The organism is Streptomyces sp. NPDC026500, from assembly GCF_055567635.1.
The window spans coordinates 305,082-329,666 of sequence record NZ_JBVHQB010000004.1 but is presented as its reverse complement, the minus strand read 5'-3'; the positions used below and the strand labels follow the sequence as shown (position 1 = coordinate 329,666).

Genomic DNA, 24,585 nt, shown 5'->3' with positions numbered 1-24,585 from the left:
GGGGCGTCGGTGGCTCGGGTGGATCAGTGGTTCGGGTGGCGGCTCACGTACGCGCGCCAGCCGCCGTACTCCGTGATGTCGGGCGCGCCGTCCAGCGCACCGGGTTCGCACAGGAATCCGGGCACGCTGCTGCCGTCGGCCAGTTCGACGCTGCCCAGCGTCATCGGGCGGGGGAGCGCCGCGAGCAGGCGTCCGAGGCCGTCCGCGGGGAGACTCCACACCTCGGCCTCGACGGCGGAGCCGCCCGCGCCGACATGGACGAGCCCCGGCTTCGGCGGGCTGGTGGCCAGGGCGTGCAGACGGTACACGGCGGCGGTGGTGGTCGTACGGTCGAGGCGGGCGCCCAGGGACAGCAGCTGCGTGTTGAGCGGCTGGCCGGACAGATGCGCCCCCACCACGGCCAGGCGGGTCTCCGGCTCCAGCGAGCGGGCGATCCGGGCGAGCCGCTCGTCGGTGAACGCAGGGCCGATCAGCATCACGCCGAAGGGGAGCCCGGCGGGCGTCCGCCCGGCCGGGACGGCGACGGCCGCCAGGTCGAAGAGGTTCGTGGAGTTGGTGAAGCGGCCCAGCCGGGCGTTGGAGCCCAGCGGGTCGGCGGCGACCTCGGCGAGTGTGGGATGGCCGGGCGCGGTGGGCAGGAGCAGTGCGTCCGCGTCGGCCAGTTCGGCGAGCGCCCGGGTGCGCAGGGAGGCCAGCCGCTCCTGGTCGGCGTACAACTGGTGGGCCGGGATGTCCCGGGCGCGGGTGATGATCCCCGCGACGGTCGGGTCGAGACCGGCGCCTCCCTCGGCGGTCAGTTTGTCGGCAAAGCTCCCCACTGCCGTATAGCGCTCGGCGACGAACGCGCCCTCGTAGAGCATCGCGGCGGCCTCGGTGAACGGGGCGAGGTCGAGAGCGCGCACCTCGGCCCCCGCCGCGACGAGCCGGTCCACCACCGCTTCGTACGCCTCGGCCCAGCCCTCGTCCAGCTCGCCGAGCTGTGCCGTCGGCGGGACGGCGACGCGCCACGGGCCGGGCGCGCGCTGCGCGAGGGGCGGCAGCTCGCGACCGGAGGGGGACGCCAGGTGGGCGAGGGCCTGTTCGGCCTCCGGGAGGGTGCGGGCGAACACGGTCACGCAGTCCAAGGAGGCGCAGGCCGGGACGACACCGGTCGTCGGCACCAGGCCGCGGGTCGGTTTCAGGCCGACGATGCCGTTGAACGCGGCGGGGACGCGGCCGGAGCCTGCGGTGTCCGTGCCGAGGGCGAGGTCGACGATGCCGAGGGCCACCGCCACGGCGGAACCCGAGCTGGAGCCGCCGCTGATCCGTTCCGGGTCCAGGGCGCCCCGGACGGCGCCGTGGGGAGAGCGGGTGCCGACCAGGCCGGTGGCGAACTGGTCGAGATTCGTGGTGCCGAGGACGACGGCTCCGGCGGCCCGGAGGCGGGCGACCGCGGGGGCGTCGGCCTCCGGGGTGTACGCGTAGGCCGGGCAGCCCGCGGTGGTGGGCAGGCCCGCCACGTCGATGTTGCCCTTCACGGCGAGGAGCTTGCCGGCGAGCGGGAGGCGCTCGCCTGCGGCGACCCGGGCGTCCACGGCACGGGCTTCGTTCTCGGCCTCCGCCCGGGGGCGCAGGTCGATCCAGATCTCGGGGCGGTCCACGGCCTCGATACGGGCGTACGCCATACGGACTCGGGTGAGGGCGGACATCGGGACTCCTTGTGCTGGGGCGGTTCCCCGCCGGCGGTCCGGCGTACGTGGCGCGCCCCCGGTCGCCCTGCGGATCCCCTGTTCCGGTGGAACGGAAACCCGGCGGGACGGGAACGCGCCCGAGACCCGGACGGGTGCGTCGCGTCCGCCGACCCGCGCTCGGAGGCGGGCAGGCGGCGCGGACGGGCGCGGCGGCAGTCGGCCAGGCGGACGGGGGTCGGCCGAACGGAGGGGAGCCGGTGCGGACGATGCGGACGGTGCGGATGGTGCGGATGGCGGTGAGGGGTCAGGGTGCCGACGGTTCCAGGGGTTGGCAATTGCTTGCCGGAGAGTGCATGCGAGGCCGAGTTAGCTCGATCGTGTGATGGTCGGCTCGTGGGCTTGCGGTCTCCTGGGCCGACTGGGTTAGCGTGATCGTGCGATTTGGGACGTCAGGTACGGCGTCGGCGTGCGGGGCCCCCGCTCCACCGGAGAGATGGTCCGGGGCGTCCCCGTCGCCTCTGGCCGTACCTAACTGGCCAGGTCGTGCAGGAAGCTGGCCTCTCGGGATCGGACCACGCACAGGATGTGTGTCGCCGCCCCGGGGTTGAGTACGCCGGGGACCTGGGGGTACCTCCCACGCCCTTAAGGCAGTGGGGGAGCGCTCAAGACCGTTCGGGGCGTGCGGCTGAATGGGCTCACCCCTGCTCAGTCTTGAGGAACGGTGCGAGCACCAGCAGTGCCGTGCCTGCCTCCACCTGGTCGCCAGGTTTGGTGAGGATCTGCTGGACCACGCCGTCGACCGGGGCAGGGACGCGTGACTCCATCTTCATCGCCTCCAGGGCGAGCAGCGGTTGCCCCGCCGTCACCCGCTCGCCCGGCTCCACGTTCAGCTGCCACACCGACGCGGCGAACTCGGCCTCGATCACCCGGCCGCCCTCCGGGACACTCACCTCGACGGCCGGCGCCGACGGGGCCCCCGCCGCCTCCGCGCGGGTGAACTCGCCCGCCGCCTCCCAGGCGTCCCGCTCGGCGGAGAACGCGCCGCCCTGCCGGGACCGGAACTCCGCGACGGACTCGGCATTCTCGGCGAGGAAGTCCTCGTACGCGGCGAGCGAGAAGGTGCCCTCCTCGACGCGCGGCACGAAGCGGCCGGAGATGATGTCGGCCCGCAGCTCCAGGAGTTCGTCGGCCTCCACCGGGTACCACTTGATCCGGTCGAAGAAGCGCAGCAGCCAGGGCGAGCCCGGCTCGAACGCACCGCGCTGCTGCCAGCCCGACCACACCTGGGTCGTACGGCCGACGAACTGGTAGCCGCCGGGGCCCTCCATGCCGTAGACGCAGAGGTAGGCGCCTCCGATGCCGACCGAGTTCTCGGCGGTCCAGGTGCGGGCCGGGTTGTACTTGGTGGTCACCAGGCGGTGGCGCGGGTCCAGCGGGGTGGCGACCGGCGCGCCCAGGTACACATCGCCCAGGCCGAGGACGAGATACTCCGCGTCGAAGACCGTGCGGTACACGTCGTCCACGGAGTCCAGGCCGTTCACGCGGCGGATGAACTCGATGTTCCACGGGCACCAGGGAGCGTCGTCGCGGACACCGGCCATGTAGCGGGCGATGGCCTCGCGGGTGGCCGGGTCGTCCCAGGACAGCGGGAGATGGACGGTCCGGGAGGGGACGACGAGCTGGTCGCTCGGCGGCAGGGCGCGGACCGTTCGCCGTACGGTGTCCAGGAGTTCGCGCTGGGGCAGCCGGCGCGGGTCCGCCTGGATCTGGAGTGAGCGGATGCCAGGTGTCAGGTCGGTGACGCCGTCGAGGTCCGCCTCCGTCACCGCCTCCATCAGCGCGTGGACCCGCATGCGCAGGGCCAGGTCCAGTTGCATGGGCCCGAACTCGACCAGCAGGTTGTCGTCGCCGCTGCGGCGGTACGTCACATCGCCGTCCCGGGCCAGCACCCCGCCGTCGACGATCGCGGGCCGCGCCGAACCGTCGTCGGCGAGCGGCGCGAAGCGCACCGTGTCGCCGGGCCGGAACTGGCCGAGCTTCCAGCGTTCCGTGCTGACGACGGTCGCCGGACAGACGAAGCCGCCGAGCGAGGGGCCGTCCGGGCCGAGCAGCACCGGCATGTCGCCGGTGTAGTCGACGGCCCCCACCGAGTAGGGCGTGTCGTGGATGTTGGACGGGTGCAGGCCGGCCTCGCCGCCGTCCGTGCGGGCCCAGCGGGGCTTCGGCCCGATGAGCCGTACCCCGGTGCGGGCCGAGTTGAAGTGGACCTTCCAGTCGGCGGCGTAGAAGTCGTGGATGTCGTCCTCGGTGAAGAACTCCGGTGCGGCGTGCGGTCCTTCGAGGGCGCCGACCTGCCATTCGGCAGTGAAGCCGGGTCGCTCACCGGGTGGCACGGGTGCCCCGAGTGCCGTGACCGCGCCGCCGTGCAGTACGTCGCCGGTCCGCAGGGTCCGGCCCCCGTGGCCGCCGAACCGGCCGAGCGTGAAGGTGGAGGCGCTGCCGAGGAACGCGGGCACGTCCAGGCCGCCGCCCGCGAACAGTACGTAGGTGCGCAGGCCGTGCTCGGCGGGCGCGCCGACCTCCAGTACCGCCCCGGCCGACACGGTCACCGGCTCCCACTGGGCGATGGCCGTCCCGTCCACCGTGACCGGCGCGGGAGCGCCTGTGACACAGACCGTCGTGGCGTGGGTGAACCTCAACGCCGGTCCTTGAAGGGTGCATTCGAGTCCCGGCGCGCCCTCGGGGTTGCCGAGCGCACGGTTGCCGAGCCGGAAGGAGAGGTCGTCCATCGGGCCGCACGGCGGTACCCCGACCTGCCAGTAGCCGGTGCGGCCGGGCCAGTCCTGCACGGTGGTGAGCGTGCCGCCGGACACGACCTCGACGCGCGGGGTGGGATCGGTGACACCCGCCAGAGTGGCTGTGGAGTGCGTCGCCCGACGGAAGGACGGTTCGGCGAGCGCGGCCCGCACCAGGCCGAGGTTGGTCTCGATCCCGTCCACCCGGGTTCTGGCCAGTGCCTCGTCGAGCCGCTCCAGGGCGTGCGCCCGGTCCGGCCCGTACGCGATGATCTTCGCGAGCATCGGGTCGTACGACGTGGTCACCTCGGTGCCCGTCTCGACCCAGCCGTCCACGCGGACGCCGCCGGGGAACTCGACCCGTGTCAACAGGCCCGCGCTCGGCCGGTGTTCGCGCGAGGGGTCCTCGGCGTACACCCGTGCCTCGACGGCGTGACCGCGGGGCGCCCCCGGATCCCGTACGACATCGGACTCGCCCCGGGCCAGGCGCAGCATCCAGGCGACCAGGTCGACGCCGTAGATCTCCTCGGTGACCGGATGCTCCACCTGGAGACGGGTGTTGACCTCAAGGAAGTACGCCTCCTCGCGGGCGGCGTCGTAGACGAACTCGACGGTTCCGGCCGAGCGGTAGCCGACCGAGGCGCACAACTCGCGTGCGGCGGTGGTGAGTCGGTCGCGTACGGGGGACGGTATGCCCGGAGCGGGCGCCTCCTCCAGGACCTTCTGGTTGCGGCGCTGGAGCGAGCAGTCGCGGTCGCCGAAGGTGACGACACGGCCCCGGCCGTCGCCGAAGACCTGCACTTCGACATGGCGGGCGTGTTCGACCAGGCGTTCGAGGAAGACTCCGGCGGAGGAGAAGGAGGCCGTCGCGACGCGCTGCACCCGGTCCCAGGCCTCGGTCAGTTCATCGGCGGATCGACATGCCGACATGCCGATGCCGCCGCCACCGCCGGTGGCCTTGAGCATGACCGGGTAGCCGATGCGGTCGGCCGCCTCCAAGGCCTCGGGGAGGCCGGAGAGCAGTCCCGTCCCCGGTGCCAGCGGCACCCCCGCGGCCTCGGCCGCCGCCCGCGCCGTGTGCTTGGCGCCGAACAGCTCCAGTTGCTCCGGTGTCGGCCCGACGAACACGATCCCGGCGTCCTCGCAGCGCCGTGCGAACGCCGCGTCCTCGGACAGGAATCCGTACCCGGGGTGGATGGCCCCGGCCCCGGTGTCCTTGGCCGCCTTCAGGACCAGGTCGCCGTCGAGGTAGGACTCCTTCGCGGGGGCCGGGCCGAGGCGTACGGCCTCGTCGGCGAGCCGTACGTGGGGCGCGGCGCGGTCGGCGTCGGAGTGCACGGCGACCGTGCGCAGCCCCAGTTCGCGGGCGGTCCGGATGATCCGGACGGCGATCTCGCCGCGGTTGGCGATCAGCAGGGTGTCGAAGGTCATGCGGACGCCCCGATCGTCATCGCGACCGCCGTCGGTTCGAAGCCGTTGCACGGGTTGTTGATCTGGGGGCAGTTGGAGACCAGCACGATCACATCGCGTTCGGCGCGCAGGGTCAGCCGCAGTCCCGGCGCGGAGATGCCGTCGACGATGCCGAGGGTGCCGTCCTTCTCGACGGGCACGTTCATGTACCAGTTGATGTTCGAGACGAGATCGCGCTTGCCGAGGCCGTAACGGGCGCCCTCCGCGAGGAAGTTGTCCACGCAGGCGTGCTGGGACCAGGTGTGGTGCCCGTAGCGCAGGGTGTTCGACTCCTTCGAGCAGGCGCCGCCGACCGTGTCGTGCCGGCCGACCTCGTCCTCGACGACGGTCATCAGCGGGGTGTGCTCGTTGGACATCAGCACGCTGCCCGTGGTCAGGAAGATGTTCCCCTGCGCCTGGATGGTGTCGGGCGCGCTGTAGCGGACGGCGGTGTCCTCGGCGTCGTACACCAGGAAGTCGACGGCCTGGTTGCCGTGCAGATCGGTGACGGTGAGCGTCTGACCGCTGCGGACGACGGCGGACCAGGCGGCCCGGGCCGGGACGGTGACGTGCGTCATGCGAGCCCCCTCGTGGCAAGGAATTCGGTGGTGTTGAGGAAGGCGCGGCGGCCCTCGGGCGTGGCCTCCCACAGCGGGTCGCCCGCCGCGGTCGCCCCTGCGCGCCAGGCCAGCACCTCCAGGGGGGTGCTCGTGTAGTCGGGGCGCGGATCGGCCGGGTGCGGCACGTTCGCGATCAGCACGGTGACGTCCTGCTCGGCGCGCAGGGTGACGCTGCCACCGGGTCCGGCCGAGTCGGTGAAGTCGAGTGAGCCGTCGTCGCCGATCTCCACGCCCTGGAAGAACGAGAGGGAGGGCGGCAGATCGCGGGGCGTGAGCCCGTTCTTGGCGGCGGCCAGTTTGAACAGCTCGCGTCCGGCCGGGGACGCGGACTGCGGAGTGCCGTCCCCGTACCGCTCCGTGTTGCGTACGAGTGTGGAGGTGCCGCACAGGGCGTCGTGCCGTCCGGAGGAGTCGGCGACCACCGAGGCCAGCACCCGGCCCTGGTCGGAGAGGAGCAACTGCCCCTGGCCCAGATAGGCGTTCCACTGGACCTTGACGGTGTCGGCGACGTTCAGGCGCTCCCACGGGCGGTCCGCGACGTACAGCAGGAGGTGCGCACAGGCCTCGCCGGTGAGGTCGGTCAGGCGCAGTTCGGTGCCCCGGGCCAGCACCTTGTGCGTGTAGTTGCCGCCTGCCACGGTCTCCGCCCACACCAGATGGCCCGCCTCGCAGGGCGGCGCCGGCCAGTCGCCCGCGGGGACCACGGGCATGGCCTCCGCGCGGGTGCCCTGCTGGGCGCGGGCGTGGTCGCGTGCTCCGTAGGTGGTCGCTGTCGCCATCGCGGGTCCTCCGGCTCCTCGGTCATTTCTGTCGCCCGACAGAAATTAGGGGCGGGGTGGGTCGCGGCCGTGTCCCGTGTGTTGCCGCGCGGTTACCTGTCCCTCACGGACGGTGCGCCGCCGGGTAGGGCGGGGTCCGCGCCCCGGCGGCCGGTGTCGGTCGCGCGCGTCGCGCCGACCCGGCGGCGCACGTCGTGTGTGCGAGGATCGAACGCATGGGAACGGGTGGCGCACGACGGGTCGGCAGGCCTCGGGCCGCGCAGCGGCCGGACAGCGGGCTCACGCCGCGCGCCGAACTGCTCGACGCCGCCGCCGAGTTGTTCACGACGCGGGGCTACGCGGCCACCACAACCCGCGCCGTCGCCGAGCGGGCGGGCATGCGCCAGGCGTCCATGTACCACTACGTGTCCGGCAAGGAGGAGCTGCTCGCCGAGCTCCTGGAGTCCACGGTCACGCCGTCACTGGCGTTCGCCCGCGAGCTCCTCGCCGACGACGCGGCGCCCGCGGAGGGCCGGCTGTGGGAGCTGTGCCGCACCGACGTGGAGGTGCTCTGCGGGGGCCCGCACAACCTCGGCGGCCTCTATCTGCTGCCCGAGGTGCGCACCGAACGCTTCGCCGGCTTCCATGCCGTACGTGCCGAACTCAAGGACACCTACCGCCAGTTGCTCGCCGCCACGGCGGCAGGCGGCGCGCTCGCCAAGAGCGAGCTGGATCTGCGGACGGATCTGCTGTTCGGGCTGATCGAGGGAGTCATCCTCGTGCATCGCTCCGATCCGCAGCGCCCGGTGTCCGCCTTCGCCGAGGCCACGGCGGACGCGGCGCTGCGCATCGCCGGAATCTGAGCCTTCACCGCCGCTTCCTCACCGCCGTTTCTCCGGCGCCGCTGCGCATCGACCGAGCCGCGGTAACCCCCGGTGGGGCGCGGTTTCGCATGCCCGCACGGCATCACGCACCGTGTGCGTATGGAGGCGCAGCGTGCAAATGGGGCTGAGGGTACTCCAGTCCTATGGGCGATTTCAGGTGCTTGCTGAATATGACACAGCGATGATCCGGTCGGACTAAGCTCGCCCGCAGCGCACCGAGTTGAGATGTAATCGTGCGCTTGTTCCCAAAAGTTCCGAAGATCTCGTTTGATCCGTGCCGATCCGTGCCGTTTCCCCCACAAACCTCCCCCACCCCCAGCCGACTTGTCTCAGAGGGCATACATGGTGAGTGTTCAATCGCCTCCCGGTGACAGTGAACTTCCCTACGCGCGCGTGCTGTTGCTGCCGGCCATACTGATGGCGGTGGCGACCGGCGCCGCCGTCGCCGCGGTGACGGAGCCCGCCCGGGCCGCGGTCGCCCTGTGCGGCGGCTTCGCCACACTGCTGGTCATCGCGATCGGCGGCGAAGCGGTCCGCCGCGGCCGCGTCGCCCGTGAGCTGCGGGCCGACTTCGCGCGCCGCACCGCCTCCCTGGAACAGCGCATCGCCGCGCACGATCAGGAGATCGTGCGCTTCACCCGGGAAGTCCTGCCGTACGCGATCGACCGACTGCACGACGGGGACTCCCCCTCGGAGGTCGTTCGCACCCTGGGCCGCGACAACCCGGAGCTTTACGAAGTCCCCAAGTCCCAGAAGGACTTGCTGAAGAAACTGCTCAAGATCGTCGACACCGAGGAGTCGATGCGCGACGCCGCGCAGCGCTCCTTCGTCAACATCGCCCGGCGCGTCCAGGCCATCGTCCACCAGCAGAACAACGAACTCCGCGAGATGGAGGAGGACCACGGGCGCAACCCCGAGGTCTTCGACGACCTGCTGCGCATCGACCACGGCACCGCGCTGATCGGCCGGCTCGCCGACTCCATCGCCGTGCTCGGCGGCGGCCGCCCCGGACGCCAATGGCCGGAGCCCGTACCGCTGTTCAGCGTTCTGCGCGGCGCGATGTCCCGCATCCTGGAGTACCGGCGCATCGAGCTGCACAACATCGTCGACATCGCCGTCAACGGCGTGTCCGTCGAACCGCTCATCCACGCCCTGGCCGAGCTCCTGGACAACGCCACCCGGTACTCGCCGCCGCACACCAAGGTGCACGTCACCGCCATCGAGGTGCAGACCGGCATCGCCATCGAGATCGAGGACGGCGGCGTCAGCCTCAGCGACGAGGCCCGCGGCAAGATCGAGGAGCTGCTCCGGCTGGCCGCGGCGGGCGTCGACCCGAACGTGATGGGCCAGGCGCCCCGGCTCGGCATGGCCGTCGTCGGACGACTCGCGCAGATGTACAGCATGCAGATCTCGCTGCGCCAGTCCGCGTACGGCGGTGTCCGCGCCGTCCTCGTCGCCCCGCGCGACATGCTCACCACCGACTTCGCCCCCGGTCTCGCGCACGGCATCGGAGCCACCTCCGTGGCCGGCATCGACAACGGCGGGGTCGAGGGACCGGCGCGCAAGCCCAAGAAGCGCCGGCCGACCACGGGCCCCCGCATCCCCTCGTCGAGCGGCGACCTCCGCGAGGACGACGTCCCGGTGGTCACCGAGTGGACGCCGGGCGGTCTGCCGCAGCGCCGCAGCCGGGTCAAGGTCCCGCTCAGCCAGCGGTACGCCGAGGCGCGTGCAGAGCAGGAGGCCGCCGAGGCCGCAGGCGCCTCGTCCTTGTGGGAGCCCGAGCCCGAACCGCAGGAGAAGGAGCCCGAACCCGGTCTGTGGGTCGAGGCGTTCATGAACGGACTCAAGGGCGACCCCGATCCGACCGCACTCAGCACGGACAACCAGCAGGCCCCTGCCGAGGCCGACGACGAGGGGGACCTCAAGTGATCCAGCAGCGAGCCAACTTCGACTGGATGCTCAAGGATCTCGCCGACGGAGTGCCGGGCATCCAGCAGATCGTGGTGCTCTCCGCCGACGGACTGCGCATCGCGCGCTACGGCGGCGATCCGGACGCGGCCGACCGGGTCGCCGCGGCCTGCGCGGGACTGCAGAGCCTGGCCGGTGCCGTCGCGAGCGAGATCCCCAAGAGCGACGGCCGGATGCGGATGGTCATCATCGAGATCAACGGCGGCTACTTCTACCTGATGTCGGCGGGAGCCAACGCCTACCTCGCGGTGCTCGCCAACCAGACCGCGGAACCGGGGCTGATGAGCAACCGCATGCGTGACCTCGTCGTACGGATCGGCGCCCATCTGACGAGTCCGCCGAGGCGCAACGGGCAGACCGTATGACTCCTCCGCAACGCCGGCGGCGCCAACCCAAGGAGCGGCCCCCGGACCCTCCCGCAACGGCTTCCCCCCTCGTGGCCCCGGAAGGCCACGAGGGGGAGGACGGCCAAGGCAAACCGAAGAACCCCGAGCGGCTGTACGTGCTCACGGGCGGCGGTGAGGGCGGCGACCGGGCCGAGGTCGACCTGGTCACGCTGGTCGTAGCACGCGCCGCCGCGCCGCCCGCCACCCAGCCGGAGCAGTCGGCGCTGCTGCGCCTGTGCAAGACCCCTTTGTCCGTGGCCGAGATCTCGGCCTATCTCAATCTGCCGTTCAGCGTGGTGACCGTCCTGCTCACCGAGCTGCTGGCGGCCGAACTGGTACAGGCGCGCGCCCCGATCGTCCGCCAGGCGCTCCCCGACCGTTCCCTCCTCGAAGCGGTGATGCATGGACTTCAAAAGCTCTGACACCATCACGGGCCCTCGCGCCGAGGACCACCTGCCGCACACCGCACAGGCGGCGGTGAAGATCGTGATCGTGGGCGGCTTCGGAGTCGGCAAGACGACCATGGTGGGCTCCGTCAGCGAGATCAAGCCGCTGACGACCGAGGAGACCATGACGCAGGCCGGCATCGGAGTCGACGACAACTACGGGTCCGAGACCAAGACGGCCACCACCGTGGCCATGGACTTCGGCCGGATCTCCATCACGGACCAGCTGGTGCTCTACCTGTTCGGCACACCCGGCCAGGAGCGCTTCTGGTTCCTGTGGAACGGCCTGTTCGAGGGAGCGCTCGGCGCGGTGGTCCTGATCGACACCCGCCGTCTGGAAGTCAGCTTCGACGTGATCGGCCGCCTGGAGGAGCGCGGAGTTCCGTTCGTCGTCGCGATAAACGACTTCCCCGACGCGCCCCGGTACCCGGTCGAGGATCTGCGGGCCGCGCTCGACCTGTCCGACGAGATCCCGATCGTGAAGTGCGACGCCCGCCGCAGGGCCTCGAGCCGCGACACGTTGATGACACTCATGCGGTTCCTGCATTCGCTGGCGATGACCTCCGCGCGCGTCTGAACGTCGTACGGTGACGGCATCCGCACGCCAACTCCCTATCCACAGAACGCATTTGAGCTTCGGAGCGATCATTGTGACGACCGAATCCCATTCCCAGACCGATACGGACGAACCAGCGTTCGGCCCACCGCCCGGCTGCCCCGCCCACGGTATGGGCCCCGGCGTCGGTCCGGGCGGGCTGCGCCGCCTGTACGGGCCCGAGGCGGAGGACCTGGGAGCGTTGTACGAAAAGCTCCGTGCCGAACACGGAGGCGTCGCACCCGTGTTACTGCACAACGACGTGCCGATCTGGGTGGTCCTCGGCCATGCCGAGAACCTGCACATGGTCAGCACGCCCTCGCACTTCGCGCGCGACAGCCGTCTGTGGACCGCGGTCAAGGACGGTACCGCGGGCGCTGACCATCCGCTCGCCCCGCACATCGCCTGGCAGCCCATCTGCTCCCACGCCGAGGGGGACGAGCACCTGCGCTTACGCGGAGCGGTCACCGGCGCCATGTCGACCATCGACTTCCGCAGCCTGCGGCGCTACATCAACCGCGCGACGCAGCGCCTGGTCAACGCGTTCTGCGAGCTCGGCGAGGCCGATCTGGTCGGACAGTTCGCCGAGCATCTGCCGATGTCCGTGCTCTGCGAGATCATCGGCATGCCCGAGGACTACAACGACCGCATGGTGCAGGCCACCCGTGACCTTCTCAAGGGCACGGACACCGCGATCGCCAGCAACGAGTACGTCATGAGCCTGCTGACGCAGCACACCCTGCGGCGCCGTGCCGAACCCGACGAGGACTTCACCAGTCACCTCATCAACCACCCGGCCCGGCTCACCGACGACGAGGTGGCCCAGCATCTGCGGCTCGTCCTGCTCGCCGCGTACGAGGCCACCGCCAACCTCATCGCCAATGTGCTGCGCATGGTGCTCACCGACCCGCGTTTTCGTGCCCAGTTGAACGGCGGGCAGATGACCGTGCCCGAGGCGGTCGAGCAGTCCCTGTGGAACGAGCCGCCGTTCAGCGCCGTCCTCGGCTACTTCGCCAAGCAGGAGACGGAGCTCGGCGGTCAGCGCATCCGCAAGGGCGACGGACTGCTGTTCGGGATCGCGCCGGGCAACGTCGACCCCCGGATCCGTCCCGACCTGGCCGCGAGCATGCAGGGCAACCGCTCGCACCTCGCCTTCGGCGGCGGTCCCCACGAGTGCCCGGGTCAGGACATCGGCCGTGCCATCGCCGATGTCGGCGTCGACGCCCTGCTGTTGCGGCTGCCGGACGTCGAACTCGACTGCGACGAGAGCGACCTGCGCTGGCGGGGATCGATGTCCTCGCGCCACCTCGTCGATCTGCCCGTACGGTTCGAGCCCAAGCCGACGCAGGACATCATGCAACGGCCCTCCGTCCGGGCGCTGCCCGCCCAGCGGTCCCACTGGCAGGTCACGACCGATGCCACGGCACCCGCCGGGCCCGCACCGCAGCCGGTGGCTCCAGCACCCGTCCCGGCCGCTCCCGAGCCCGCCCGCCGGCCGGGCGCCTGGCAGCGCTTCCTGCGCTGGTGGCGCGGCTACTGATCCCCGGCGGTCCGGGCCGACCAGGCGTCGTACGAGCCCCACGCCTCCAATACCCGTTCACTCACGAACCGATGAGCCCGTCCGGTGACCGGATCGGTGAACTCCAGTGTCCGCGCCAGCAGTTGCAGCGGACGCCGGAAGTCGCCAGCCGGCACCGGACCGGTCACCACCGGGTACAGCGGATCGCCGAGGATGGGCACGCCCAACGCGCTCATGTGCACCCGGAGTTGATGGGTCTGGCCGGTACGGGGAGTCAGCCGGTAGCGACCGAGACCGTCCCGGCGTTCCACCAGTTCGATCCCGCTGACCGCGTTCGGCTCGCCCGCCACCTCTCGCGCGGCCATCACCCCGCGCTCCTTGAGGATGCGGCTGGTGACCGTGCGCGGCAGGCCGAGCCCGGTGGCGTACGGCGCCACGGCCTCGTACTCCTTGCCGACCAGCCGGTCGCGGAACAGTGACTGGTACGCGCCGCGTTCCCCGGGCCGTACGGTGAAGAGCACGAGCCCGGCGGTCAGCCGGTCGAGGCGGTGCGCGGCGCCCAGTTCCGGCAGGTCCAGCTCCCGGCGCAGCCGGGCGAGGGCCGTCTCGGCGACATGGCTGCCGCGCGGTGTGGTGGCGAGGAAGTGCGGCTTGTCGGCGACGACGATGTGCTCGTCCCGGTAGACCACGTCGAGCGGGAACGGCACCGGCTCCTCGTCGGGCAGCTCCCGGTGGAACCACACGAACATCCCGGGCGTGTAGGCCGCTTCGGCGGTCAGCGGCCGTCCGTCCTCGCAGACGATCAGCCCCTCGTCGATCATCGTGTCGATGACCCCGTCGCCCGCCGCGAGCCGCTCCACCAGATACTCCCGCACGGTGGACCGGCTCCCCTCCCGCGGCAGTCTGATCCGCACGGGGTCGACCCCGTGGCGCTGCGGGAGGGGAGAGGGCGGGATCCGGGGCTTGCGTCTCACCCGGTCAAGCGTACGAGGCCGGGACCACCTCGGGAACCTCCGCCACCGTCGCCCGCGCCCCGAAGGCCCGGTAGCCCGCGCCCGCGACCAGCGTCACACCGAGGAACAGCAGGGTGAACCAGCGGAAGTACCAGTGCCCGCCCGCCGGGTCGTACACCGCGGCGCGCGGCCAGGCCAGGTTGACCGTCATGAAGAGGCCGTAGACGAGGGCGAGCGCGTTGACGGGGACACCCCATCGGCCGAGGGAGAAGAGCGGGGCGCCCGTCTCGTCGGTGCCGTCCGCGGTGAACTGCCCGCGCAGCCGCCGTACCAGCAGCGGCCCGGTGACCATCGCGTACGCGAGGTACAGCATCACGATGCAGGTGGTGCCGATCGCCAGGAACGCGTCCGGTGAGGCGAAGTTCAGGAGCAGCAGGGCGGCCGCGAGGACGCCGACGAGCAGGGCGGGGGCGCTCGGAATGCCGGTGCGCGGGTCGACCTTCGCGAGACGGCCGGAGAACGGGAGCTGGTTGTCGCGGGCCATCGAGAAGAGCATGCGGCAGGCGGCTGTCTGGATCGCCAGGGTCGCCACCGCGATGGCCACCACCACGTCGGCGAGCAGCGCGCGGCCGACCCCGTCGCCGAGGCTGCTGGTCAGGACGTAGCTCAGGCCGTCGACGCCGAGGCGGCCGTCGGTCAGGCTCGGGGCGGCGAGCAGTCCGCCGAGCACGATCAGCCCGCCGAGCAGGCCCGCCGCGCCGAGCGCGGTGAGGATCGTACGGGGCGCGGTGCGCCGCGGGTGGTGGGTCTCCTCGCTCATCTCGCCGGCGCTGTCGAAGCCGATCATCACGTAGGCGGCCATGAACGAGCCCACCATCAGCGCCCCGAACAGGCCGGTGCCGCCTCCGCCGGTGTGGAAGGTGATGCCGGGGGAGCGCTCGGAGTGGGTGAGCAGCAGCACGATGATCAGGACGGCGCCGATGATCTCGGCGGTGACGCCGATCCGGTTGATCGCGGACATCACGCGGTTGTCGAGGACGTTCACCAGTGTGGTCAGGACGAGCAGGACGACACCCAGGACGGCCGCGTTGGCGGCGCCGTCGGGACTGGTCGGGGCCGGATCGCCGCCGACCAGCTGGAAGCCGGACCAGATCGCGGGCAGCACCATCTGCAGGGCGAGCGCCGCGGCGGCGACCACGACGATCTGCCCGATCACCATGATCCAGCCGGCGAACCAGCCGAAGGAGAGGTTCGACAGGCGCGAGGACCACTGGTAGATCGCGCCGGAGATCGGGTAGCGCGCGGCCAGTTCCGCGAAGCAGGCGGCGACCGCCAGCTGGCCGATCAGCACGGCCGGCCAGGTCCAGAAGAAGACCGGGCCGCCGAAGGCGTACCCGAAGGCGAAGAACTGGAAGACCGTCGTGAGGACGGAGATGAAAGAGAACCCGGCGGCGAACGAGGCGTACCGGCCGAGGCTGCGGTGCAGCTCCTGGCGGTAGCCGAACTCGGTCAGCGAGCGGTCGTCGGAGGACTCCGGCGGATCGGGTCGTACGTCGGAGGGGGCGGTGGTGGTCACGGCGGCACCTGCCTTCGGCGCGGAAGGGAGAGGGATTCCCAGGAATTCCTGTCGGGTGACAGAAATTAGGGAGACCCTGTTTCGCCCGCGTGACGCGGTCGTGTCGGCGGCGGGCCTAAGTTCTCACGCGCCCGGTGTCCCTGCTCCAACGCGATACATCGCGTGTGTTGACGTGCTCTCTGAATACGCGATATGTTCGGCTACGGATATTCGGAGACGAGTCGAGAGGTGTGATGGCGATGAAGCGACGCAAGCTGAGCAACCCGCTGGCGCTCGCCGTCATGACGACGCTCTGGCAGAAGCCGATGCATCCGTACGAGATCGCCCAGACGTTGCGCCGTCAGGGCAAGGACAGCAGCACGAAGATCAACTACGGGTCTCTGTACACGGTGGTGCAGAACCTGGAGAAGCACGGCTTCGTCGAGGTCACCGATGTGGAGCGGCAGGGCAACCGTCCGGAGCGCACGATCTACGGCATCACCGAGGCCGGGCGCGAGGAGATGACCGAATGGCTCTCCGATCTGATGGCCGTCCCGGCGCGTGAGTACCCGATCTTCGAGACCGCGCTCTCGCTCATGGGGGTACTGCCTCCGGACGAGGTGGCCCGGCTGCTCGCGGAGCGGCTCAACTCTCTCGAAGTACAGGCCGCGAGCGCCCGCGGCGGTCTCGCGAAGCTGTACGAGACGCTGCCCCGGCTCTTCCTCGTGGAGAGCGAGTACCAGCTGCACATGATCGAGGCGCAGGCGGAGTGGGTCCGGAGCTTCCTCAAGGAGCTCAGGGGCGGCACGCTCCCCGGCGTCGAGGCGTGGCGGACCTTCCACGAGACGGGGGAGATCCCGCCCGAGTTCCAGGACGCGGAGGAACGCCACTTCGAGCAGTGACCCGAAGGAGAACAGACCCCGGCAGGACTGTTGCACCAGTCCCGCCAGGGTCTCGAACCCCGAACTGAATCCGCCGTGCGGCAGTTCCAGGCGATCGAGGTGCGGCACACCCAGGATAGCCCGGCGCTCTTCACGCGGATCAGCTCGGCAGTCACCCGAGATCACCCGAGATCACTCGGGATCACTCGGGAATCCGAGATCACTCGGCTTCACGCCGAGCATCCGCTCACTTGGGAGAGCAGTCGCCATGAGCAGTACTCGTGCGCCCGCGGTTGAGGCGCGTCAACTGATCAAGACCTATTCCGGAGATGTCACCGCGCTCAGCGGCATGGACATCACCGTGGAGCAGGGCACCGTCTTCGGCCTCCTCGGCCCGAACGGCGCCGGCAAGTCCACCACCGTCAAGATCCTCACCACCCTGGCCCGCCCCGACTCGGGCACCGCCACCGTCGCGGGCCACGACGTACTGCGCCACCCGGACCGGGTGCGGCGCGCGATCGGCGTGGTCGCCCAGAGCTCGGGCGCCGACCCGGTGGCGACCGGCCGGGAGAACCTCCGGCTCCAGGGCAGGCTCTACGGTCTGAAGGGCGCGGGCCTGGACCGCCGGGTCGACGAACTCCTGGAGCGGTTCACCCTCGCCGACGCCGCCCAGCGCCCGGTCAAGGGCTACTCGGGCGGCATGCGACGGCGCCTGGACGTGGCGCTCGGCCTGGTCCACCGCCCCGAGGTGCTCTTCCTCGACGAGCCCACCACCGGCCTCGACCCCGAGGCGCGCACCGCGATGTGGGACGAGATCGCCCGGCTCGCCGGCGACGAGGGCCTGACCATCCTGCTCACCACGCACTACCTGGAAGAGGCCGATCGGCTCGCCGAACGCATCGCCATCGTCGACCGCGGCCGTGTCGTCGTCGAGGGCACCCCGGACGCCCTGAAGGGCGAACTCCGTGGCGACGCCGTCCATGTGGAACTGAGCGAGGCGGTCGGCGAAGCCGGCCGTACGCTGCTGGAGGGCACCCTCGGCTCACTGCCGGGCGTGCATCAGGTGCTGCTCGACGGGCGGCGGATCAGCGTCCGCGCCGACGACGGCGGGGCCGCGGTACCCGCCCTGCTCGGAGCCCTGGACCGGGCCGGGGTCGAGGTCGCCTCCGCGACCGTCGCCCGGCCCTCGCTCGACGACGTCTATCTCCGCTACGCGGGCCGCCGTTACTCGGAAGCCGAGGCGGAAGGCGCCGCTCCCTTCGTTCTCGCCGGAGGTGCCCGATGAGCACGGCCGTTTCGCAGACCTGGTACATGACGCAGCGACAGCTGATGGTGTTCGCCCGCCAGCCCGCGTACGCGATCATCACCCTGATCCAGCCGGTGATCTGGCTCTTCCTGTTCGGCAGTCTCTTCAAGAAGGTCGTCGAGCTCGGCGGCTTCGGCACCACCTCCTACCTCGACTACCTGGTGCCGGGCGTGGTCGTGATGAGCGCCCTCAGCTCCAACATGTGGGCCGGCATGGGCACGTTGGAGGAGATCCAGCGGGGCACGCTCAACCGCTTCCTCACCACCCCGGTCAGCCGGGCCGCGCTGATGAACGGCAACGTCGTCAACAACGGCCTGATCACCGCCCTGCAGTCGGTCGTCATCGTGCTCCTCGGACTCGTCGGGGGCGCCGACTACCCGGGCGGCGTCGGCGGTGTGGCGATCCTGGTCCTCGCCTCGGTCCTGCTCGGCACGGTGTTCGGAGCGCTGTCCAACGCGCTGGGCATGCTGGTGCAGGAGCGGGAGTCGATCATCGGCATCAACACCTTCCTGCTGCTGCCGCTCACGTTCCTGTCCAGCGCCTTCATGGCGCCCTCGCAGATGCCCGGCTGGATTCGGCACACCGCCGACTTCAACCCGCTCAACTGGGCCATGGTCGCGGGCCGTTCGGCGATGTCCGAGCACCCCGACTGGGGTGACGTGCTCAGCCGGACGGGCGGCCTGCTCGCGCTCGCGGTGGCGGCGGTCTGGCTGTCGATCCGCACGTTCCGGTCGTACCAGCGCTCGGTCTAGCCCGTCGGGCGGTCATCATCCGCCGAACGGCACGTACGTACACGTCAGGAGGCGGCCCGTGCGACGCGGGTCCGCCTCCTGACGACGTACGGGGTGGTGAGCCGGCGTCAGGCCGACGCCTCCTGCTCCGCCTCCACCTGGGCGTTCCACGCGCGCTTCGACGCCTGCCAGCCGTCCTCGTTGTGACCGAGGCGCCAGTAACCGGAGATGGACAGGTCGTCGCGTGAAATCCCGCGCTCGACCCGCAGCAGCCCCCGCAGCTCCTTCACGAAGGCCGCCTCGCCGTGCACGAACGCGTGCACCCGGCCCTCGGGGAACTCCAGGGCTCGCAGGGCCTCCACCAGGGCCGCGCCGACGGGTCGGCCACCGCGGTGCAGCCAGACGACCTCCGCGTCGGAGTCGATCTTCTGCTCCTCCTCGGGTCCGGAGACCTCGACGAAGGCGCGCACGACGGCGGCGTCGGGCAGTGACTCCAGGGCGGCGGCGATCGCGGGCAGCGCGCTCTCGTCACCGGCGAGCAGATGCCAGTCGGCGCTCGTGTCGGGTGCGTAGGCGCCACCGGGACCCATGAACCGGACGACCTCGCCCGGCTGCACCCGAAGGGCCCACGGCCCGGCGAGCCCCTCGTCCCCGTGCACCACGAAGTCCAGTGTCAGCTCACGCACTTCGGGGTCCCAGGCGCGCACGGTGTACGTCCGCGTCACCGGCCACTGCTCGCGCGGGAACTCCTCGCGGATGCGCTCCAGGTCGAAGGGCTCGGGATAGGTGACGCCCGCGGGGCCGAACAGCAGCTTCACATAGTGGTCGGTGCTGGTGCCCGTGGCGAAGTCCGCCAGGGTGTCGCCTCCCAGCACCACTCGTTGCATGTGGGGGGTCAGCCGCTCGGTCCGCACGACCTTCGCGGAGTGGGGCTTCCGGGGCTTGCGTTCCGGGCGCTCTGCCATGACTGCCTCCTGATTTCACATGCTTAGGCTTACCTAAGTTAGCATCCCTTCCTCTGTGGCACCTAGGCATGAAGTGATATCCCTCGCGTCAGAAGCGTTCAGCTATGACTGCAAAGTCGTGAGCAGGCGGTGCAACGAGCCGCCCAGGCCCCAGCGCGCGGCCAGTTCGTCCAGCGCGGCGGGATGGCGCGGCGCGTGCGGCAGTGCCGTGTCCACCTCGGGAAGCGGCACATCGCCGGCCACCTTGACGACCGTCGGCGCCACGGCGAGGTACGGCCGCGACTCGTCGAGCCGCTTGCGCTGAGAAGGCGTCAGCTTGGCCTTGGGGTCGTCGACCGCGGCCATGATCCCGGCCAGGTCGCCGAACTCGGCGAGCAGTTTGGCGGCCGTCTTCTCCCCGATGCCGGGCACTCCGGGCAGCCCGTCGCTCGGATCGCCGCGCAGCAGCGCCAGATCCGCGTACCCCGGACCGTTCACGCCGTACTTCTCGCGCAGCCAGGCCTCGTCGGTGAGCTGGAGCGTGCCGACACCCTTGAGGGGATACAGCACGCGCACCTCCCGCTTGTCGTCGACGAGTTGATACAGGTCGCGGTCTCCGGTGACGATGTCGACCGGGCCGGTGGCGCGCCCGGTGAACGTGCCGATCACGTCGTCGGCCTCGTACCGTTCGACCCCCACGCGCGCGATGCCCAGCGCGTCCAGGACGTCTTCGATGACGGGCACCTGCGGGGAGAGCGTGTCCGGCACCTCCTCCTCGTCCGGGCCGGTCTCGGTCTCCACCGCGACCCGGTGCGCCTTGTACGAAGGGATCAGGTCGACCCGCCACTGCGGGCGCCAGTCCGCGTCCATGCAGGCCACCAGATCGTCCGGCCGGTGGTCCTTGACCAGGCGGTCGATGAACTCCAGCAGCCCGCGCACGGCGTTCACCGGTGTGCCGTCAGGGGCCTTCACGGATTCCGGCACGCCGAAATAGGCGCGGAAGTACAGCGAGGCGGTGTCGAGGAGCATGAGTCGTCGCGTCTGCAGTGTCACGCTCCGCATCATGCCGTACACCACTGACAGTGACCTGGACCACTCCGGTGTTTGCTCCGTGTAAGCGGGGGCAGGCGCCGCCTCTGAACGGACTCGGTTGTGCATTCAACCGTCACCAGTCGTCGGGAACGTCGAAAGCGTTTGTTCAACCCGTTCCCCGCGTCCGAACGAGAGGCACACGTGTCATCCAGGCTTGAGGCCGACCATCTGTACAAGGTGTTCGGAAGACGATCGGAAGCGGCCGTGGAGCGGCTCCGCCAGGGGGCCGACCGTGAGGAACTGCGCGCCGACGGCACCACAGCCGCCGTGATCGACGCGTCCTTCACGGTGGAACCGGGGCAGATCTTCGTCGTCATGGGCCTGTCCGGATCCGGCAAGTCCACGCTGCTGCGCATGCTCAACGGACTGCTGGAGCCCACCGCGGGACACGTGCGCTTCGACGGTGAGGACCTCACCGCGCTCAGCGCGCGCGAACTGCGCGAGGTCCGCTCCCGGAAGATCAGCATGGTCTTCCAGCACTTCGCGCTGTTCCCGCACCGCAGCGTGCTGGAGAACGCCGGCTACGGCCTGGAGGTCCAGGGCGTACCGGCCGCCGAACGCAGGGAACGGGCGGCCACGGCCCTCGAACTGGCCGGACTCGCGGGCTGGGAGAAGTCCTGGCCCGACGAACTGTCCGGCGGTATGCAGCAGCGTGTGGGTCTCGCCCGCGCGCTCGCCACCGACGCCGATCTGCTGCTCATGGACGAGTCGTTCAGCGCACTCGACCCGCTGATCCGCCGGGACATGCAGGACCAGCTGATCGAGCTCCAGAAGAAGCTCAAGAAGACCATCGTCTTCATCACGCACGACCTCAACGAGGCGATGCGCCTCGGTGACCGGATCGCCGTCATGCGCGACGGCCGCATCGTCCAGATCGGCACCGCCGAGGACATCCTCGTCCGGCCCGCCGACGACTACGTCGCCTCCTTCACCCAGGACGTCGACCGCTCTCGGGTGCTGACCGCGGGCGCCGTCATGGACACGGACCTGCGCGGCGACGAGGCCGACTGCTCCTGCGAGACCGCCACTCCCGACACCCCGTTCGTGGAGCTCTGCGCGATCAGCGCCCGGCTGTCCCATCCGGTCGCGGTGGTCGACAAGCAGCGCACCCTCGTCGGGGTCGTCCCCCGGCAGCGGCTCGTCGGCTTCCTCGGCGACGAGCAGGGCACACCCGAGCGGTGTCCCAGCCCGCGGAACGAGGAGGTGAAGGCCGGTGCCTAGGATCCCCTTCGGCGACTGGGTCAACGACGCGGTCGACTGGCTGCTGAACCACATGGCTTGGCTCTTCGACTTCCTCAAGACCGTCTTCTCGGGCACTTACGACGGCATCGACGCCGTCCTCCAGGCGCCCCAACCGCTGCTCCTCGCCGGCATCTTCGCCGTCATCGCCTTCTGGCTGCGCGGCACCTCCGCCGGTGTCCTCACCTTCGCCGGATTCGCCTTCATCGACTCCCTCGAACTGTGGGAGGACGCGATGGTGACCCTGTCCCTGGTCCTCGTCGCGACGCTCATCGCGCTCGTCGTCTCGGTGCCCGTCGGCATCTGGGCGGCCCGCTCCGGCCGGGTCAGCGGCATCGTCCGGCCGGTCCTGGACTTCATGCAGACGCTGCCCGCGATGATCTACCTCATCCCGGCGATCCTGTTCTTCGGCACCGGTGCCCCCGCCGGCATCGTCGCCACCCTGATCTTCGCGCTGGCCCCCGGTGTCCGCATGACCGAACTGGGCATCCGCCAGGTCGACAAGGACCTCGTCGAGGCCGCCGACGCGTTCGGCACCACGCCGCGCGACACCCTGCTGCGCATCCAGCTTCCGCTCGCGCTGCCCACCGTCATGGCGGGCGTCAACCAGGTCATCATGCTGGGCCTGTCCATGGCGGCCATCGCGGGCATGGTCGGCACCGGCGGTCTCGGCGGCGATGTCAACGAGGCCATCGGCCAGCTGAACGTCGGCCTCGGCTCCGAGGCCGGCGTCGCCATCGTCATCCTCGCGATCTACCTCGACCGCATGACCGGCGCGCTGGGCACCCAGGTCTCGCCGCTCGGCCGCCGCGCCGCCGCCAAGGCGCGCGCGGCGCAGGGCCTGAAGATCTGGTCGTACCGCCCCCGTCCCGTCGTCGCCATGGCGGGCGTCGTCGTGCTCGCCCTGGTCGCGGGCGGCATGGGAATTTTCGGCGGTGCCGGCTCGGCCTCCACCGCGGCCGACGGCGAGAACGTCGGCCAGGGCAAGAAGGTCACCATCGGCTACATCCCCTGGGACGAGGGCGTCGCCTCCACCTTCCTCTGGCAGGAGATCCTGGAGCGACGCGGCTTCCAGGTGGAGACCAGGCAGTTCGACGCGGGCCCGCTGTACACCTCGCTGGCCCAGGGCGACATCGACTTCGAGACCGACTCCTGGCTGCCGACCACGCACGCCCAGTACTGGAAGAAGTACGGCAAGCAGCTCGACGACCTGGGTTCCTGGTACGGCCCGACGTCCCTGGAACTGTCCGTGCCCGCCTACATGAAGGGCATCGACTCCCTCGAGGACCTCAAGGGCAAGGCCGGCACCTTCGGCGGCAAGATCACCGGCATCGAGTCCAGCGCCGGAATGATGGGCCTGCTCAAGAGCAAGGTGCTCAAGGCGTACGGGCTCGACAAGGAGTACAAGGTCGTCGACAGCTCCACCCCCGCGATGCTGGCCGAGCTGAAGCGCGCGTACGCCAAGAAGGCGCCGATCGTCGCCACCCTGTGGTCGCCGCACTGGGCCTACAGCGACTACAAGCTGAAGAAGCTCAAGGACCCGAAGGGCGCCTGGGGCAAGGGTGACGGGGTGCACACCCTCTCCCGCAAGGGCTTCGCCCAGGACAACGCGGTCGTCGGTCAGTGGCTGAAGAACTTCAGGATGACCGAGAAGCAGCTGACCGGTCTCGAAGCCGAGATCAACCAGGCCGGCAAGGGCAGGCAGCAGGACGCCGTGCGCGCCTGGCTGAAGAAGAACCCCGCGGTCGTCGACAAGCTCGCCCCGGTGAAGGGCTCCGCGTCCGCCGCCCCGGCCGAGGCGAAGCGCCCGCTGGACGTCGCCTGGTTCCCCTGGGACGAGGACGTCGCCGTCACCTACCTCTGGAAGAACGTCCTGGCCCGGCGCGGCTACACGCTGAACCTCAAGCAGATGGACGTCGGCCCGGTCTACACCGGCCTGGCCTCCGGCGACCTCGACCTCAACTTCGACGCCTGGCTGCCGTACGCCCAGTCCAACTACTGGGACCAGCACAAGAACGACCTGAAGGACCTGGGCACCTGGTACAAGCCGACCTCCCTGGAGATCGCCGTCCCCTCGTACGTCAAGGACGTCAAGTCCCTCGCCGACCTCAAGGGCAAGGGCAGGACGTTCGACGGGAAGATCATCGGGATCGAGCCGGGCACCGGTGAGATGAACCTCCTCAAGAACAAGGTGCTTCCGGGATACGGCCTCGACAAGGAGTACAAGGTCGTCGACGGTTCGACGCCCGCGATGCTGGCCGAGCTGAAGCGCGCGTACGCCAAGAAGGAGCCGGTCGCGGTCGTCCTGTGGTCCCCGCACTGGGCGTACAGCGAGTACAGGCTCACCAAGCTCGCCGACGACAGGAAGCTGTTCGGCGAGGGCAACACGATCCGGACGATCGCCGGCAAGAAGTTCCCCGGCCAGTACCCGAAGCTCACCGAGTGGATCAGGCAGTTCAGGATGAGCGAGAGTGAACTCGGCAGCCTGGAGAGCGAGATCAAGCGGCGGGGGCAGGGGCACGAGGAGGACGCCGTCGCCGGGTGGCTCAAGGAGCACCCGGACATGGTGCAGCGGATGACTCCGCAGTAGGCGACGAGCCGCTCACTCCGAGGCGCGGCGAGCGGTTCAGTCCGAGGCGCAGCCAGGAGACACCGGTTCACCCCGAGGCGCGGCCACGGGGCAGTGGTTCACTCCGAGGCGCGGCCACGGGGCAGTGGTTCACTCCGAGCGTGCTGAGCGGTTCGCGGTTCACTCCGAGGGGTGGTCCTCGTCGTACGGGTTCTCTTGACCCGT

19 protein-coding genes are annotated in these 24,585 nt (G+C 70.5%); 11 read left to right on the top strand and 8 right to left on the bottom strand.

Annotation, left to right across the window (positions count from 1 at the left end):
* Window positions 1-23: 23 nt before the first annotated feature.
* The 4 genes from atzF to ACZ4N5_RS09735 form a co-directional block, all read right to left on the bottom strand.
* Window positions 24-1,688: an allophanate hydrolase gene (gene atzF, locus ACZ4N5_RS09750; protein WP_467756566.1), complete on the bottom strand. Its 1,665-nt coding sequence runs from the start codon at window positions 1,686-1,688 to the stop codon at window positions 24-26.
* Window positions 1,689-2,365: 677 nt separating this feature from the next.
* Entirely contained in the window at window positions 2,366-5,896 is a 3,531-nt protein-coding gene (locus ACZ4N5_RS09745) for a 5-oxoprolinase/urea amidolyase family protein (protein ID WP_467756565.1), read from the bottom strand.
* Window positions 5,893-6,492, bottom strand: coding sequence for an urea amidolyase associated protein UAAP2 (locus tag ACZ4N5_RS09740; RefSeq protein WP_467756564.1), 600 nt, complete (start codon window positions 6,490-6,492; stop codon window positions 5,893-5,895). Before ACZ4N5_RS09740 ends, ACZ4N5_RS09745 begins: the two co-directional genes overlap by 4 nt.
* Entirely contained in the window at window positions 6,489-7,313 is an 825-nt protein-coding gene (locus tag ACZ4N5_RS09735; protein ID WP_467756563.1) for an urea amidolyase associated protein UAAP1, read from the bottom strand. The genes ACZ4N5_RS09740 and ACZ4N5_RS09735 overlap by 4 nt, the downstream gene beginning before the upstream one ends.
* A 215-nt stretch (window positions 7,314-7,528) precedes the next feature.
* Here ACZ4N5_RS09735 and ACZ4N5_RS09730 point away from each other — a divergent pair, with 215 nt between their 5' ends.
* From ACZ4N5_RS09730 to ACZ4N5_RS09705, 6 genes are all read left to right on the top strand, one after another.
* Window positions 7,529-8,155, top strand: a complete 627-nt coding sequence (locus tag ACZ4N5_RS09730) for a TetR/AcrR family transcriptional regulator (RefSeq protein ID WP_467756562.1) — start codon at window positions 7,529-7,531, stop codon at window positions 8,153-8,155.
* A 363-nt stretch (window positions 8,156-8,518) separates the two neighbouring features.
* Window positions 8,519-10,105 carry a sensor histidine kinase gene (locus ACZ4N5_RS09725; RefSeq protein WP_467756561.1) on the top strand — a complete coding sequence of 529 codons (1,587 nt, stop codon included), beginning with the start codon at window positions 8,519-8,521 and terminating at the stop codon, window positions 10,103-10,105.
* Complete coding sequence (locus ACZ4N5_RS09720; protein WP_355839804.1) at window positions 10,102-10,509, top strand: roadblock/LC7 domain-containing protein; 408 nt, start codon at window positions 10,102-10,104, stop codon at window positions 10,507-10,509. Before ACZ4N5_RS09725 ends, ACZ4N5_RS09720 begins: the two co-directional genes overlap by 4 nt.
* Window positions 10,506-10,952 (top strand): DUF742 domain-containing protein, encoded by a 447-nt coding sequence (locus ACZ4N5_RS09715; RefSeq protein WP_467756560.1) that lies wholly within the window; start codon window positions 10,506-10,508, stop codon window positions 10,950-10,952. Before ACZ4N5_RS09720 ends, ACZ4N5_RS09715 begins: the two co-directional genes overlap by 4 nt.
* Window positions 10,933-11,553: a GTP-binding protein gene (locus tag ACZ4N5_RS09710; RefSeq protein WP_467756559.1), complete on the top strand. Its 621-nt coding sequence runs from the start codon at window positions 10,933-10,935 to the stop codon at window positions 11,551-11,553. The genes ACZ4N5_RS09715 and ACZ4N5_RS09710 overlap by 20 nt, the downstream gene beginning before the upstream one ends.
* 73 nt (window positions 11,554-11,626) lie before the next feature.
* On the top strand, window positions 11,627-13,111 hold the full coding sequence (locus tag ACZ4N5_RS09705; RefSeq protein WP_467756558.1) for a cytochrome P450: 1,485 nt from the start codon (window positions 11,627-11,629) through the stop codon (window positions 13,109-13,111).
* Here ACZ4N5_RS09705 and ACZ4N5_RS09700 read toward each other — a convergent pair.
* Both ACZ4N5_RS09700 and ACZ4N5_RS09695 read right to left on the bottom strand, forming a co-directional pair.
* Window positions 13,105-14,064, bottom strand: a complete 960-nt coding sequence (locus ACZ4N5_RS09700) for an RluA family pseudouridine synthase (RefSeq protein ID WP_467756557.1) — start codon at window positions 14,062-14,064, stop codon at window positions 13,105-13,107. The two genes, ACZ4N5_RS09705 and ACZ4N5_RS09700, sit on opposite strands and share 7 nt — an antisense overlap.
* Before the next feature lie 4 nt (window positions 14,065-14,068).
* Complete coding sequence (locus ACZ4N5_RS09695) at window positions 14,069-15,619, bottom strand: amino acid permease (RefSeq protein WP_467756556.1); 1,551 nt, start codon at window positions 15,617-15,619, stop codon at window positions 14,069-14,071.
* A 233-nt stretch (window positions 15,620-15,852) separates the two neighbouring features.
* Between ACZ4N5_RS09695 and ACZ4N5_RS09690 the strand changes: the two genes are divergently transcribed.
* The 3 genes from ACZ4N5_RS09690 (at window position 15,853) to ACZ4N5_RS09680 (ending at window position 18,537) form a co-directional block, all read left to right on the top strand.
* Complete coding sequence (locus ACZ4N5_RS09690) at window positions 15,853-16,500, top strand: PadR family transcriptional regulator (RefSeq protein ID WP_467756555.1); 648 nt, start codon at window positions 15,853-15,855, stop codon at window positions 16,498-16,500.
* A 247-nt stretch (window positions 16,501-16,747) separates the two neighbouring features.
* Window positions 16,748-17,764 carry an ATP-binding cassette domain-containing protein gene (locus tag ACZ4N5_RS09685; protein WP_467756554.1) on the top strand — a complete coding sequence of 339 codons (1,017 nt, stop codon included), beginning with the start codon at window positions 16,748-16,750 and terminating at the stop codon, window positions 17,762-17,764.
* Window positions 17,761-18,537, top strand: a complete 777-nt coding sequence (locus ACZ4N5_RS09680; protein ID WP_467756553.1) for an ABC transporter permease — start codon at window positions 17,761-17,763, stop codon at window positions 18,535-18,537. The genes ACZ4N5_RS09685 and ACZ4N5_RS09680 overlap by 4 nt, the downstream gene beginning before the upstream one ends.
* 107 nt (window positions 18,538-18,644) lie before the next feature.
* Here the strand turns inward: ACZ4N5_RS09680 and ACZ4N5_RS09675 are convergent, their stop codons facing one another.
* Window positions 18,645-19,481, bottom strand: a complete 837-nt coding sequence (locus tag ACZ4N5_RS09675) for a siderophore-interacting protein (protein WP_467756552.1) — start codon at window positions 19,479-19,481, stop codon at window positions 18,645-18,647.
* 102 nt (window positions 19,482-19,583) lie between these two features.
* A complete protein-coding gene (locus tag ACZ4N5_RS09670; RefSeq protein WP_467756729.1) occupies window positions 19,584-20,522 on the bottom strand; it encodes a 5'-3' exonuclease in 939 nt (312 codons plus the stop codon).
* Window positions 20,523-20,693: 171 nt separating this feature from the next.
* Between ACZ4N5_RS09670 and ACZ4N5_RS09665 the strand changes: the two genes are divergently transcribed.
* A complete protein-coding gene (locus tag ACZ4N5_RS09665; protein ID WP_467756551.1) occupies window positions 20,694-21,773 on the top strand; it encodes a quaternary amine ABC transporter ATP-binding protein in 1,080 nt (359 codons plus the stop codon).
* Window positions 21,766-24,381, top strand: coding sequence for an ABC transporter permease/substrate binding protein (locus ACZ4N5_RS09660; RefSeq protein WP_467756550.1), 2,616 nt, complete (start codon window positions 21,766-21,768; stop codon window positions 24,379-24,381). The genes ACZ4N5_RS09665 and ACZ4N5_RS09660 overlap by 8 nt, the downstream gene beginning before the upstream one ends.
* Window positions 24,382-24,585: the final 204 nt, after the last annotated feature.

Bases quoted from the DNA above. Each gene is read 5' to 3' on its own strand.
- ACZ4N5_RS09685 (WP_467756554.1), top strand. From the start codon at position 16,748: ATGAGCAGTACTCGTGCGCCCGCGGTTGAGGCGCGTCAACTGATCAAG.
- ACZ4N5_RS09710 (WP_467756559.1), top strand. From the start codon at position 10,933: ATGGACTTCAAAAGCTCTGACACCATCACGGGCCCTCGCGCCGAGGAC.
- ACZ4N5_RS09680 (WP_467756553.1), top strand. From the start codon at position 17,761: ATGAGCACGGCCGTTTCGCAGACCTGGTACATGACGCAGCGACAGCTG.
- ACZ4N5_RS09735 (WP_467756563.1), bottom strand. From the start codon at position 7,313: ATGGCGACAGCGACCACCTACGGAGCACGCGACCACGCCCGCGCCCAG.
- ACZ4N5_RS09725 (WP_467756561.1), top strand. From the start codon at position 8,519: ATGGTGAGTGTTCAATCGCCTCCCGGTGACAGTGAACTTCCCTACGCG.
- ACZ4N5_RS09745 (WP_467756565.1), bottom strand. From the start codon at position 5,896: ATGACCTTCGACACCCTGCTGATCGCCAACCGCGGCGAGATCGCCGTC.
- ACZ4N5_RS09690 (WP_467756555.1), top strand. From the start codon at position 15,853: ATGGCGATGAAGCGACGCAAGCTGAGCAACCCGCTGGCGCTCGCCGTC.
- atzF (WP_467756566.1), bottom strand. From the start codon at position 1,688: ATGTCCGCCCTCACCCGAGTCCGTATGGCGTACGCCCGTATCGAGGCC.
- ACZ4N5_RS09715 (WP_467756560.1), top strand. From the start codon at position 10,506: ATGACTCCTCCGCAACGCCGGCGGCGCCAACCCAAGGAGCGGCCCCCG.
- ACZ4N5_RS09675 (WP_467756552.1), bottom strand. From the start codon at position 19,481: ATGGCAGAGCGCCCGGAACGCAAGCCCCGGAAGCCCCACTCCGCGAAG.
- ACZ4N5_RS09730 (WP_467756562.1), top strand. From the start codon at position 7,529: ATGGGAACGGGTGGCGCACGACGGGTCGGCAGGCCTCGGGCCGCGCAG.
- ACZ4N5_RS09740 (WP_467756564.1), bottom strand. From the start codon at position 6,492: ATGACGCACGTCACCGTCCCGGCCCGGGCCGCCTGGTCCGCCGTCGTC.
- ACZ4N5_RS09670 (WP_467756729.1), bottom strand. From the start codon at position 20,522: ATGCGGAGCGTGACACTGCAGACGCGACGACTCATGCTCCTCGACACC.